Source organism: Rickettsia sibirica 246, from assembly GCF_000166935.1.
Taxonomy (GTDB): Bacteria; Pseudomonadota; Alphaproteobacteria; order Rickettsiales; family Rickettsiaceae; genus Rickettsia; species Rickettsia rickettsii.
The window spans coordinates 890,740-903,438 of record NZ_AABW01000001.1; the positions used below are offsets into that span (position 1 = coordinate 890,740).

A 12,699-nucleotide genomic window follows, 5' to 3' on the forward strand; every position below is an offset into this window, starting at 1 on the left:
TCAAAATATGCAGCCATAAAAATGATTGTACACTGAGTAATAAGAAAATCTACAAAATAACATTGATAAATAAATTTGATGATATTTGAATATCTGCTACTAACTTGCTGTCTAGTTTTCTAATATCATTTACTATATCACCTATATATTTTAACTCTTCATTCGTGTGATCTACATATTTAATATTTAAATCTTCAAAGGTAATAACTTTACCTGCGGCTATTTTATCTATTATTGTATAGTTTTTAATTATAGGTTCTTCATAATTAGCAATAATATAAATTTCCAGATTATATATATCTTTGAAGTTATTTCGCAGCATATTTTTTACTGCTTTTACCGTATTTTGATTTAGATAATCAAGCTCTAATATATGAGAATATTGGTAAGTAATAAACTTGCATGATCTATTTTATTAAAAGGAGCAACATACCATGGATATTCACCTTCTTTAATGTTTTTTTGGATAAGAGCAATTATAACATTCTTCTTTTAAAAATGTGTCATTAGTATCTGTTAAGGCTAAATTTTAAAATCTTCTATTACCTTGTCTAAATAGCTCTGCCAATCACTAGTGAATAATTCTAGTAATTGTTTAAAAAAACTAAAACTAATTTGCATATAATAATATTAGTTAATTTAAAAACTTTATGAATCAGAAGTTATTAGAGACAGTTATTGACTAATGTTATCTAAACAATGCTGTAGTTCTTCTAAATTACTTATATTACTTAACTTATATGGATAATTAATTTTCCGGAGCATATTTGTTAGTACGCTTCCTGCCCCTATTTCTACTATATGAGCAATTTCTAATTTGTGAAATAGTTCTAAAGTTTCACGCCATCTAACTCGCCCGCATATCTGAAGCATTAAATTGTGTTTGATTTCTGTAGGATCTAGAGTAGGTTTTGCGGTATAATTTTGGATTATCGGTATCAGAGGTTTATTAATTACAGCTTTATCAAGAGCTACTCGCATTTTTTCTTCTGCCGGCTTCATTAAGCTACAATGAAATGGAGCACTGACTTTCAGCTTTATTGCTTTATAACCTAAATCTTTAATTATACTAATAGCATGATCTATAGCTGTGGTCTTGCCGCTAATAACTATTTGTCCTTCGATGTTATCGTTGGCAATTTGGCATAAATTTATTTTGTTGATCTCTTCTAATATTTCTTCAAGTTTTTGAAGCGGAATATTGATACAAGCCGCCATGCTTCCCTCACCTTCAGGACATGCTTCCTGCATAGATGTACTACGTATATGAAGTAGTTTTGCTGCTGTCTCAAGGTTAATACTTTCGGTGCTACATAAAGCACTATATTCACCTAGCGAATGACCGGCAGCATAATCGCAAAGACTATCCAAACTTTTACCGGTTTCAGCTTTGATAATATTTATTATTGCCATAGATACTGCCATTAATGCCGGTTGTGCGTTAGTGGTTAAGGTAAGTTCTTCAGAAGGTCCATTAAAAATTATATCAGTGAGTTTTCGGTTTAGTACTTCATCAACGATTTGAAAAGTTTCTTTGGCGGGTTTAAAATTATCATAAAAATCTTTTCCCATGCCGATCAATTGCAACCCTTGACCGGGGAAGATAAAAGCTGTTTTCATATTTTGTATTATCGATTGAGTTTATTAATAGATTTTATTAAAATTTTCTAAAATAGTCAAATTATTTTAAGCATTTTAACACTGTTTTTCAATTTTCACGCTATATATAATTTTTACAAAAGTATTAATTTTTCTTAGCTCTATAACTTGATTACTTCCAACTAGTACTATAAATTAAACTAAGAAAATATAAACAAGGAAATTAGTTATGAAGTTAAAAGAATATTTTAAAAAGTTAGAAAGTATAGCTTGTGGTCCGTGGCTTGCTGCATTTAAAAAATTATTTAGTAAAGAGGCATTAGAAGAGGAAATACTGAATATAAAACTAAAGGAATCTGAAAAGCAAGAGGTTAATAAAAAAGATTTAGTTATTTTATCTAATAATGTTATTGAAATTGGACAAAAAGATACAATAGCGCATGAAATTTCAAGAGTTAACCAATATAAAGAAAATATAGGTTTGGTATTTACTCTAATTACCAATATTCAATTAGAAAAATTTGCAGAATTTATCTCTAATTTACCGAAAAAACATAGTGAATTTAAGGATTACTTTCGTAGAGAAGAACAAAAAGATGGGTTTTTTAAAGAAGATGCTTATAAAAAAGTTGTTAATAAAGGTAAATTAGTTGAAAAATTCCAAAACTCATATAAATATAATTATGAAAAAATAGAACAAAATGTTCATGAATTACAAGCTTATTTAGATTCATATGAATATAATTGTGGTATTCTTAAATCTGATTTATTAAGGCATGATTATTATCATAATGCATAAATTATTATGCTATCTATTTTAGAAGTAGCGGTTTCAATAAAAATCTTATTAATTTTCTTATGACAATATCTATAAATGATTTAAATTTAAGATATAGGAGTTAAATTGCAATAAAAAATATTTAAGTTGAAATTCAAATAAATGTTACTACTATTATGTAGTATCTAACTAAATTCTGTGAAATTAATGATGTTTGATCAGTTAAATATCTTATATCCTCTGTTAATAAGTATTTTTATTTTTCTTGTTGTGGTTGTTATTTCTAAAATAACAAAGTATAAACAAGCCTTAAAAGAAAAAAATTTAAGTATTATTCCTTATGACCTTTTTCATAAGCATAATGCAGGGATGGTAATTGTTTAACCTTTCTATTTTAATTCTTGCTTTATTTTCAAAGAAACTTTCTAAAATTTTTAACATAAGATGCTATTTAAATATATGTGCGTCTTAATAGTCTATTATATTTAATATAGCAGCTACTAATTGAGAGATTTATCGCAAGTTTGTTTGGCTATTTCATACCAGCAATTTTCAGGAGTGGTAGATTTATTACTAAAACCGCATATAATCAGCCTGTCTTTAGCTCTTGTCATTGCAACGTAGAGTAGTCTTATATATTCTTGCAAATCTTTTAATTTTTCAGCTTCTTTCAGCTCTTGCAAAAACTCAGGAGTATCGGCAGCATTAGCAGAGAAAAACATTTCTCCTTTATCATCCCAAATAAATTTATTGCTGCTTATCGGTAAAGTAGTAGAATCGCATAATATAACAATAGGAGTTTCAAGCCCTTTAGAGCCGTGGACGGTCATTACTCTTATTTTGTCTGAATGCTCTATATCACGTTTAATATAGATATCGTTATTCTCAAACCAAGCAACGAATCCTTGCAGTGAATTATCTATATCATTTGCATAGTTTTTGCTTAATGTTAATAGCTCATTTATCATATCATCACTATCATCATCGTAAAGCTCTCGTAAATTTAGATTATGTACCACTAAATCAAAGAAGTTCTCAACAATAGATATTTTATAAATTTCAATTAGAGAATCTAACTTATTATATATCTCCTCATGTGAAGAGAGTATATCCCATAAGCTATTCTCACTTTTATTTACAAGAAGTTCATATAATTGCTGCTCGCTTATTCCAATAATCGGTGATTTTAGTAAACCGGCAAGATTTAAATCATCATCAGGTAGTAACACAAATTTAGCTAATGAAATTAAATCCATTATAGTTAGATTTTCCTTAAGGTTCATTCTATCGCTTACCTCAACTTTAAGCTTAGCTTTGCTAAGTTCTTTGATCAGATTATTACTAAATTCATCTCTCTTTCTGACTAATATCATGAAATCTTTTTCAGATATTCTGTTTGCAGTAGATGGTAAAATTTCTTCGCTTTCTATTTGTTCTTTTATAAAATTTACGATTTTTTCTATGAGTAAATCGGCAGCAGATTTAGAATTTTCATAATCTTCAGGTAGTGCCCAAAAAAGCTCTTCTTGTTTTTCACTCGTCACTAATGGCCAAACCGTTACAGAGCCTTGATGTGTACGAAATGAGGATATTAAAGGATTATTCGAAAGGAATAAACCCGGGTAATTGGATTTTATATTTTTTAAAACATTATAAGTAAATTGTAAAATCTCTGTACATGATCTATAAGAATATTCAAGGGTGATATTTTTGAATTTCTTATTAGCATTTGTAAGATTTGCTTTTAGTCGCTCATTTACTAAGTTGAAATTACGAAGATCAGCCCCTTGAAAACTGAAGATCGATTGTTTATCATCGCCGACTATGAAAACACTATTATTTGGCCTCTCTACAGCATTAAACTCTGTTATTAAAGTAGTAATAATATTCCACTGCGAGGGGCTTGTGTCTTGTGCTTCATCGACAAGAATATGATTTATCTCGCTTTCAAGCTTATGCAGCAACCACTTATGAGTAGTTTTATTATTTAGTAATTTCTCGGTGTAGTAAATTAAATCGTCGTAATCGAGTAAATTATTTTCTTCCTTATATGAATCGTATTTTTTTAAAATAATATGCGCAAGTTTAGTAAGTAAGTTCGTATGATATTCTAGCTCTTCTATGCGACGCAGCTCATCTAATCGGTAAATTTCAGAGGTAATTTTTTCTAGCTCTAGTAATAATTTAGGATATTTCCTTATTAATTCTTTCGATAAAAGGCTTTTTCGTTTTGTCCCATCTTTGGTAAAAAAAATTTCTTTCGGTGCTATCTCCACATCATACTCGGCAAATAAGTTTTTTACCTTATCGTAAATATTATTTAATTCCCCTAACGCTAATCTTTTATTAGATATTTCTTTGGGAATTTGCTTATTTATAAATAACTTTCTGAATTTAATTTTCTGCTCGATTATCTCGGTAAAAATATCTTGCAGAGTTATTTCATGAAATCGGTTAAGTAAAATTTTCATTAAGTCATTATGTTCATCGCTTAAGTAAATTTCGTTTCTGATATTTAGGAAGATATCTTGTAATTTAGTTTCTTCAAGGATTTTAAATTCTGGTGTTATGCCGGCTTCTAAGGGAAAAGTGTTAAGGATTTTTTGACAAAAAGCATGTATTGTATAGATATTTAAAAGCTTATTGCTATTTAGTATTTTATCATATAAAGTTTTTGCGTTTTCTGTGTCTTGCGGCGATGGCTTATTGCCGCTCATTAAGAAAAGTGCTTCTTCTAGTTTCTCGGCGTTGCAAAGAGAAAGATATTTAAGTCTGCTATTAATCCTTACTTGCATCTCTATAGCTGCAGCATTAGTAAAAGTAAGGCATAAAATATTGGAAGGCTCTACGCCCGTTATTAACAGACGTAAAAATCGATCGGTTAGGATTTTGGTTTTACCGGTACCGGCAGATGCCGATACCCAAACGGAGTAATTAGGATCGGATGCTTCTCTTTGTAAGTCACTCATTTATGTATCGATTTTCTACTGTTACCCCGTGGCTTGACCACGGGGTCCAGTCTTTTTAATTATTTTTCTGGATCCCGCTACAAGCTCGCGGGATGACATCCACAGCCATATAACGACGCCGATAAATTACATATATTACGATTAAAGAAATAGCAAGTCCAAACCAAGTTAGGGCGTATTCTAAATGGTCATTTCTGATTGCTGCTAAATGATTTATTGCAAGAGGTAATAAAATATCTAGATTGCTAATATCTTTTCCTTCCGCAATAATATAAAAATTCTCAAGATCTAAGCCTAACACTTTGGATGTTTCTTTTAAATTTAGCGTTAGCCACACATTATTTTTTATATCGTTAGCAGGTAAGTAGATACGAGTTTTTTCTGATGGCATGGTAACACCGATAATCTCGTGCTGCCGGTCGTTTGTAGCTTGCGTGATAATATTTTTATTGCGATTACTGAACCAACCTCGTGCTACTAAAATAACTTTATCTTCTATGGTTTTAAAAGGAGTAACTAAATAATATCCGTCTTTTTCACTCGACATTGACCTTCTACCGTATAAATATATGTCTTTATTAGGCAAAAATTGACCGGTAATTTTTACTTTGTGATAAGGTAAACCGTCTTGAATTTCTGCTAAATTAATTGCAGGTGAGGTTAGGTTAGCTTGCATTGAAGCTAAAAATAATTTCTTTTCTTTTAAACGACTAAGCTGCCAAAAGCCTAAAGAGATAAGTATTGTAAAGGTTATAAATACAAGAAAATTTGTTTTCATAGATAAGGGGATTGTTGATAATCGTCATTGCGAGCGACTAAAAGGAGCATGGCAATCTCATGAAATAATATAAAATTCCTGAGATTGCCACGTCGAGGCTTTGCCTCTCCTCGCAATGACGTTTTACTAAGCAGTTTTTAAAATCCTACTGAGAAACTCTTTATGTTTTTGCAGCTCTTCTTTTGTAGGTTTAATAACAATAGTAGTTTGCTCTGTTTTGTTATTTACTTGATTAGTTGCTAAATTATTTATTACGGCAGATTTATCAACCATTTTAAAAGCGGATTGTCTACCGCCCATTAACTCTACATATACTTCTGCAAGTAATGCGGCATCTTTCAAAGCTCCGTGAAGCTGCCTACCTGAATTATCAACTTTAAATCTTTTACATAATGCATCAAGATTATATTTTGAGCCTGGAAATATGCTTCTAGCCATTACTAAAGTATCAATAGTATTTGCTAGTTCCAAGAGTTTAATGTCGGTTCTTTTTAATAATGATAATTCGTGATTTAGAAATTTAATATCGAAAGGAGCATTATGAATAATCAGTTTGCTATCTGAAATAAACTCTAAAAAATCATCGGCTATTGTATGAAATAGAGGCTTGTCTTTTAAAAATTCGCCGGATATGCCATGAATTCTATAAGCCTCAAACGGCATATCTCGCTCAGGATTAATATAAAAATGAAAATTCCTGCCTGTTAATACCTTATTTACCATCTCAATAGCACCGATCTCAACGATTCGATGACCTTGTCGTGGGTCAAGTCCCGTAGTCTCGGTATCTAAAATTATTTCTCTTAAACTCGACATTCCAAATCCTTTATTAGCTTCGCTATTTGTTTTTCCAAGTCTAACATATCAACGCCGCTATTTATAGCAAAATCTGCTTTTGCTATTTTGCTTTCTTGTGATAGTTGAATTTCTTTGATTTTATTATAAATTTCTATATCAAACGAAGATCTCGTTATTGCTCTTTGCATTCTTATTGCTTCAGAGCAGTATATTGTTACGACAAAATCAAAATATTTCTCAAATTTAGCTTCATAAAGCAGCGGTATTTCGGCAAAGCCAAATTTGGAATTAGCATTTTCTTTTTTAAATAAAATGAGTTTATCTATTAGTAAGGGGTAAATAAAATTTTGTAGTTTTTCTCTAGCTAGGTCGTTATTGTAAATTAAATTACTGATTTTTCTAATATTGAAAGACTCAAGTTCAGGTAGTAATTTTAAAATCTGAGCTTGCAAAACTACATCTTGATATAATTCTTTTATGCATCTATCGGCACAAAAAGTTTTATATCCTTTTTCTGTTAAATAATCCAACATAAAAGTTTTACCCGATGCATAGCTACCGGTAATACCTATTGCTAACATTTTGTTATAAAAATTTTATGTTCATTAGCGAGTTTTATAGTTAATTCCTCTTCGACTATAATTACGTTATTTTTTTGAATCGCTACCCCTTTGTAATTATATTTAGCAAGATTCTTTATAGTATTAGGACCGATCGTCGGCATATCTAGTCTATTATCTTGACCTAATTTCGCTATTTTTACTAATACTCCTCCATGAGGATTTTTACGTAAATCTGCACATCTCGTTATTAAATTATCCGTTCCTTCGGCAGCCTCTATACCCAGTATATAGCCACTTTCAACTATAACCGATTGTGCGATATCGAATGCACTTAGATGATTCAATAATTTTATTCCAAGCTCAATATCATTTTTATCTGAACTTATAGGGTGAGTATTGGTTATAATATTGGAGTTACCTTGTTGATTTTTATATATTTCATTACTTGAAATTACCTTGAAACCGTAACTTTCAAAAAAATCCGCTACTATTTTTAGCAAACTATCATCTCCTCGAATTTTTTGCCCAACTATTTTGAAAAGCAATAAACCGCCTATTTTATCTACGGCTAAATTTTTAAAATTCGGTCTATTAACTCCACCGATAAAAATAATATTTTTTACCTTATGCTCCTTAAAATATTTTATAGCTTCCCCGACCATACCGATTTTTAAAATCTTATATTCAAAATCTTTAATTTGCTCTATATCAGCTTCGTCTTTAATTGCTGCGATATAGCAATTACCGCCTTGCTTTGTATAATTACCTGCTATTAAGTAAGGTAATGAACCTCTGCCGGCGATAATTCCAAGATTTGGTAGCATAATTAAGTTTTTAATTTAGAATTCTAACCATTTATTATAAGTCCATTTTTAATATAAATCTAGAATTCTTATTTGACCTTTACATTTTAATCAAATTAAGGCATAATATTTGGTGCTAATATAGCTATAGTAATAAACGTAATTTAGAATAGAGGTTGCGGACTCGGGGGCAGTACCCGACGCCTCCACCAAAACTTTCTAAATAACTTGCTCCTAAAGGTAATTTGTACGTCGATCCGGTATTCGAATCCTCACGTTACTTGCGTGTACCCTGCAGTTCTGCGTTCCGTGTTGCCTTCAAATTTCTCTTTATTAGCTACGTCATTTAGAAAAGTTTAAATATGTAATAACTCTTAAAGAGTAGACAATACGAAGTTCATCGAGTATTTTTGGGGGGCGAAATAGGATCGACGTGCCTAATAAAAAGATTGCTTTTACTCGGGATGATTCCGCCGATGGCTTGTGCCATATGGGTCAAAACAAAGAAACGCAAACGATAATAATCGTTCTGTAGGTCATTTAGCTTTAGCAGCTTAATCCTACGCGGCTGGAGGGTGTGCCGGGCAACAGAACAACCCTCACTTATACTTGTTTAATTTGAAAAATTGGCATTGCCTAAAAACGGTTGATCTTGTCATTGCAGGCGAACGTAGAGAATGTGGCAATCTCATAAAGTAGGACTCCTGAGATTGTTTCGTCAAAACTTACAGTTTTTCCTTGCAATGACTTAAACTGTTCAAATTAAACTTCGTTGACTTATTTTTATTTATTTTTCTCGTATGAATATTGAATATAAAAAATTTGTGCATGAATATATGCTAGAATTTGTGAAAAAAATTCTAACAAAAATTCAGCATGAAAATTTATATTGGGATCAGTTAATATACATATCGTACAGAACCGATAACCCTGCAGTAATTTTACCTTCAAAAGTTAAACAGGCATATCCGAAACAGATAACAATAGTACTGCAATATCAGTTTGAAAATTTAATAGTAAATGATACGGGCTTTTCTTTAACGGTAAGTTTTGACGGTGTTAAAGAAATAATTTACGTACCTTTTGATGCACTTATTAGCTTTGTTGATTCCAATAATAATTACAGTCTCACTTTTAATCAGTCGTTAAATATACATGAAAATCCTCAACATGAAGAGGCAATAAGTAATAATAAAAGTGATCAGACTTCATCATCTTCAAGTCCAAATGTTATAATGTTAGATAAGTTTCGTAATTCTTCTAAACCTAGTTAATGCATATTATGGATTCAAAAGTAGTGATATATACTGATGGTGCATGTGCAGGTAATCCAGGTCCCGGAGGGTGGGGAGCTTTGCTTCAATTTAATGATACTAGCAAAGAAGTATTTGGGTATGAGTTAGATACGACTAATAATCGTATGGAAATTACGGCAGCACTTGAAGCCTTGAGGATTTTAAAAAAATCTTGTAATATTGAGATTTATACCGATAGTAAATATTTGCAACAAGGAATTACCGCTTGGATTCATAATTGGATAAAAAATAATTGGTGTAAAAGCAACAATGAACCCGTTAAAAATGCCGATTTATGGCAAAAATTATACGCAGAATTGAGTAAACATACTATTATTTGGAAATGGGTAAAAGGTCATGCAAATAATAGCGGTAATATTGCTGCCGATAAACTTGCAGTGCAAGGAAGAGAAACTGCTATAGAAATTTTAAAATGTCGTGGATAGATAAGTGTTTTATTACTTTTTTTCACAAAAAAGTAGGAGAAGATGAGTTTTTGAATCAATATTATGAAAGCCGTAATATTGATTATTTAGGGCGTCCAAGGAGGTTTGTTATTTATAAAAATGTAAATGAACCTACAAAAATTCCGCCAAGTTGGCACGCTTGGTTACATCATTTGGTAAATGAGATACCAAAAAATATTCAGCTTTTTCCATGGCAAAAGAATAATAAAATAGTTAAAAAGCTGCCTAAAACATCAAATCTTAAATATAATAGATGGCAACCGTAATTAATTAATAAAATATAAAAAACAATGCAACAGAACATTATTGAAACAATTATAGGCTTTGTAGTATTAATTATTGCTTTGCTATTTTTGATTTTTGCCTACAAAACAGGTAGTTCTATAACTAGCTCAAAAGGATATCAGGTAACTGCTCATTTCCAAAGTGCGGAAGGGATAGCAGTTGGAAGCGACGTAATGATTTCAGGTATAAAAATCGGTAGTGTAAAGCAAATTACTTTAGATCCAAATAGTTTTGATGCAAGTGTATATCTAAATATTAATGATGATGTTAAAATACCTAAAGATTCTAAAGCCCAAGTAGTCACCAGCGGGTTACTTGGAGGTAAATATATTTCAATTGTACCGGGTAATGACGATGAAAATTTAGCGGCTAATGAAGAGATAAAATATACTCAATCAGCAATTAATATTGAGTCATTAATTAATAAAATTGTTTCTTCATTCGGTAGTAAGTAGAAGTAATACGAAATAAAAAATCATTAAATTTAGCCGCATCTAGTTTAGATTCGGTTTTTTTATTGTTTAAGCTATTGTAAAGTTCTTATAAGAGGAGCATCGTATAAGTTTTGTAGGCAAAATAATTTGCTTAACAAAATGTAAACTAATAAAGGAGTAAATTATGAAAGAATCAAATTCAAACTCTGCTAAAGCAGATGTCGAAGGTATCAAAAAAGATATTGAAAGCTTAGTGTCAAGATTACGTAATTTAAAAGGTAATCCAGAGATATTCTAGATGAGCAGTTAGGTAATTTATCATCCCGTTATGGAACATTATAAAGATAAAGGAATGGATAAAGGTAAAGCTAATGTAGCGGATTTATGTGAGTTGACACGTGACCACCCTTTGCGGAATCTCGCTTACGCTTTTGGTGCAGGTGTATTGCTCGCTATTCTTATGAAATAGGTAATTCCATGTTAAAATCTCTAATATATTAATTATTAAAAAGTAGCATTAAGCAAGAAGAGAAATCTTATGGCAAACCATTTGTCTATTTTTTTAATATTCTAGGTTTAGTTTTAATAATTATTGCTAATTATTGTTATTGTTCGGATAGTCTAGAATTTTATTTTCTTATGCAAAGCGGAATAATTTCTATTATATTTTCTATGGTTATTGAAGCTGTTAGATGTTATTTAAAATACAAAAATAGATATTGTACTTTAGATTGTTTAAGATCAAAAAGTAGAGAGTTAGTAGAGAGCATCAGTACGTCGTTTACTGACTTAGTCTCAACTAAGACCTTAATAAGATATTTACCTACGATAATTCGCTATGTTCCAAGTACCGTACTGACATTTTTAGTATGTACTTATATTAAAAGAAAATTCTTAAAAAATGTTACATATCCACTGTTAGGTAAGTAGTAATTTATCTCTCGGTTTAGGTAACTCTAAACCGAGCTTTAAATAACTCTGTCTTACTTAAAAATATAGTTTCAATATTAAGCTCTTGATACCGAATTTGGTAAGATTCGCTTATACGACTTCGTTAAGCTCACTCTTAAATTTGTTATTTGAGTGTCTAATTTTGTTTTTGGGAAATCTACATTATCTTAGCCAAGTGTATGAAAGTGTTTAAGCTTTCTTCGTCGTCTTTGGTCATTATATAATGCACTTTGAAATATATAAGCATTTGATGTGTTTTGTCCGATATTTTATTTTTCTCTAAAAACGCATATGATTTATGAGTATTGTTATGTTCATCTTGTATACTAAACACTTTATTTACTGTAACTGATTTATCGGATTTTGATATAAAATCATCAATAAAATAGTTTAAGGAATCTCTAAATAATTCGCTTAATTGCTTATCATTTTCAAGTTCTTCATATGATAACGATCTTGCGGTTTTCAACTTAAAATATGATTTAATCATTTCAAGAGCAGAATATCTATCGCAGTTATTATTAAGAATTTTATATAACATTTTTTTATCAAAATATGCAGGTATTATTTTTACATCCTTATTAATAATTTGCTGTTTGTAATAAGATAATTGACGCATAAACACGATAAAAGTAGCTGTAAGACCTGCAACTAAGATAGAGTATAAATTTAGTGATTGAAAAAGCATATTTTGAATATATTTAATTATAACTACCAATGATAGTATAGTATTTTTGCTGTTCAATCTAAAAATGAACCATTATTACTGTACATTATTTATTTTTTCTTTCAATTAGTTTATTTATCACATATCTATCCATGCTAATAAAATAAAGTAAATTTAAAGTACTAATTGTTAGTTTGTTTCTTGCTTTTAACGTTACTATTTGCTGGGGAATACAGTTAAATCTATATAATTACAACTATAAAAAACATCGCAATATATTATAGCTTTTTTCTATCAATTCACGGCATATAT

The 12,699-nt window shown here is 30.3% G+C and carries 15 protein-coding genes, 1 other RNA gene and 1 pseudogene; 9 read left to right on the forward strand and 8 right to left on the reverse strand.

The window, feature by feature from the left end:
• Positions 1-49 precede the first annotated feature (49 nt).
• Together RSIB_RS01625 and fabD are read right to left on the reverse strand one after the other, a co-directional pair.
• Positions 50-322, reverse strand: a complete 273-nt coding sequence (locus RSIB_RS01625; protein ID WP_004997561.1) for a hypothetical protein — start codon at positions 320-322, stop codon at positions 50-52.
• Between the two features lie 353 nt (positions 323-675).
• On the reverse strand, positions 676-1,620 hold the full coding sequence (fabD, locus tag RSIB_RS01620; RefSeq protein ID WP_004997563.1) for an ACP S-malonyltransferase: 945 nt from the start codon (positions 1,618-1,620) through the stop codon (positions 676-678).
• Between the two features lie 208 nt (positions 1,621-1,828).
• On the opposite strand from fabD, the gene RSIB_RS01615 reads away from it, so the two are divergent.
• Together RSIB_RS01615 and RSIB_RS08770 are read left to right on the forward strand one after the other, a co-directional pair.
• Positions 1,829-2,398 carry a hypothetical protein gene (locus RSIB_RS01615; RefSeq protein WP_004997564.1) on the forward strand — a complete coding sequence of 190 codons (570 nt, stop codon included), beginning with the start codon at positions 1,829-1,831 and terminating at the stop codon, positions 2,396-2,398.
• Between the two features lie 186 nt (positions 2,399-2,584).
• Positions 2,585-2,761 (forward strand): hypothetical protein, encoded by a 177-nt coding sequence (locus RSIB_RS08770; protein WP_012151244.1) that lies wholly within the window; start codon positions 2,585-2,587, stop codon positions 2,759-2,761.
• 116 nt (positions 2,762-2,877) lie between these two features.
• Here the strand turns inward: RSIB_RS08770 and RSIB_RS01610 are convergent, their stop codons facing one another.
• The 5 genes from RSIB_RS01610 to RSIB_RS01590 all read right to left on the reverse strand — a co-directional run bounded on the left by RSIB_RS01610 (position 2,878) and on the right by RSIB_RS01590 (position 8,309).
• The gene (locus RSIB_RS01610) at positions 2,878-5,346 is read right to left on the reverse strand and encodes a UvrD-helicase domain-containing protein (RefSeq protein ID WP_004997566.1); all 2,469 of its coding nucleotides are present in this window, start codon (positions 5,344-5,346) and stop codon (positions 2,878-2,880) included.
• A 55-nt stretch (positions 5,347-5,401) separates the two neighbouring features.
• Positions 5,402-6,124, reverse strand: a complete 723-nt coding sequence (locus tag RSIB_RS01605) for an SURF1 family protein (RefSeq protein ID WP_004997569.1) — start codon at positions 6,122-6,124, stop codon at positions 5,402-5,404.
• Between the two features lie 126 nt (positions 6,125-6,250).
• Positions 6,251-6,940 carry a DNA polymerase III subunit epsilon gene (gene dnaQ, locus RSIB_RS01600; protein WP_004997573.1) on the reverse strand — a complete coding sequence of 230 codons (690 nt, stop codon included), beginning with the start codon at positions 6,938-6,940 and terminating at the stop codon, positions 6,251-6,253.
• Positions 6,928-7,503 (reverse strand): dephospho-CoA kinase, encoded by a 576-nt coding sequence (coaE, locus tag RSIB_RS01595; RefSeq protein ID WP_004997574.1) that lies wholly within the window; start codon positions 7,501-7,503, stop codon positions 6,928-6,930. The genes dnaQ and coaE overlap by 13 nt, the downstream gene beginning before the upstream one ends.
• Positions 7,497-8,309, reverse strand: a complete 813-nt coding sequence (locus RSIB_RS01590; protein WP_004997575.1) for an LpxI family protein — start codon at positions 8,307-8,309, stop codon at positions 7,497-7,499. Before RSIB_RS01590 ends, coaE begins: the two co-directional genes overlap by 7 nt.
• A 74-nt stretch (positions 8,310-8,383) precedes the next feature.
• Here RSIB_RS01590 and ssrA point away from each other — a divergent pair.
• From ssrA to RSIB_RS08070, 7 genes and pseudogenes are all read left to right on the forward strand, one after another.
• Positions 8,384-8,892, forward strand: a transfer-messenger RNA (tmRNA) gene (gene ssrA / locus RSIB_RS08065).
• A 196-nt stretch (positions 8,893-9,088) separates the two neighbouring features.
• A complete protein-coding gene (locus RSIB_RS01585) occupies positions 9,089-9,562 on the forward strand; it encodes an SspB family protein (protein WP_004997576.1) in 474 nt (157 codons plus the stop codon).
• Entirely contained in the window at positions 9,562-10,029 is a 468-nt protein-coding gene (gene rnhA, locus RSIB_RS01580) for a ribonuclease HI (protein WP_004997577.1), read from the forward strand. Before RSIB_RS01585 ends, rnhA begins: the two co-directional genes overlap by 1 nt.
• Complete coding sequence (locus tag RSIB_RS01575) at positions 10,017-10,316, forward strand: NADH-ubiquinone oxidoreductase subunit NDUFA12 family protein (protein WP_004997578.1); 300 nt, start codon at positions 10,017-10,019, stop codon at positions 10,314-10,316. The genes rnhA and RSIB_RS01575 overlap by 13 nt, the downstream gene beginning before the upstream one ends.
• 24 nt (positions 10,317-10,340) lie before the next feature.
• Positions 10,341-10,790 carry an outer membrane lipid asymmetry maintenance protein MlaD gene (gene mlaD / locus RSIB_RS01570; RefSeq protein WP_004997581.1) on the forward strand — a complete coding sequence of 150 codons (450 nt, stop codon included), beginning with the start codon at positions 10,341-10,343 and terminating at the stop codon, positions 10,788-10,790.
• Positions 10,791-10,953: 163 nt separating this feature from the next.
• Positions 10,954-11,238 (forward strand): annotated as a pseudogene (locus RSIB_RS10505) (hypothetical protein).
• Positions 11,239-11,285: 47 nt separating this feature from the next.
• Positions 11,286-11,699 carry a hypothetical protein gene (locus RSIB_RS08070; RefSeq protein WP_237737641.1) on the forward strand — a complete coding sequence of 138 codons (414 nt, stop codon included), beginning with the start codon at positions 11,286-11,288 and terminating at the stop codon, positions 11,697-11,699.
• A 178-nt stretch (positions 11,700-11,877) separates the two neighbouring features.
• Here the strand turns inward: RSIB_RS08070 and RSIB_RS01565 are convergent, their stop codons facing one another.
• Positions 11,878-12,438: a hypothetical protein gene (locus RSIB_RS01565; protein WP_004997584.1), complete on the reverse strand. Its 561-nt coding sequence runs from the start codon at positions 12,436-12,438 to the stop codon at positions 11,878-11,880.
• Between the last annotated feature and the right edge of the window lie 261 nt (positions 12,439-12,699).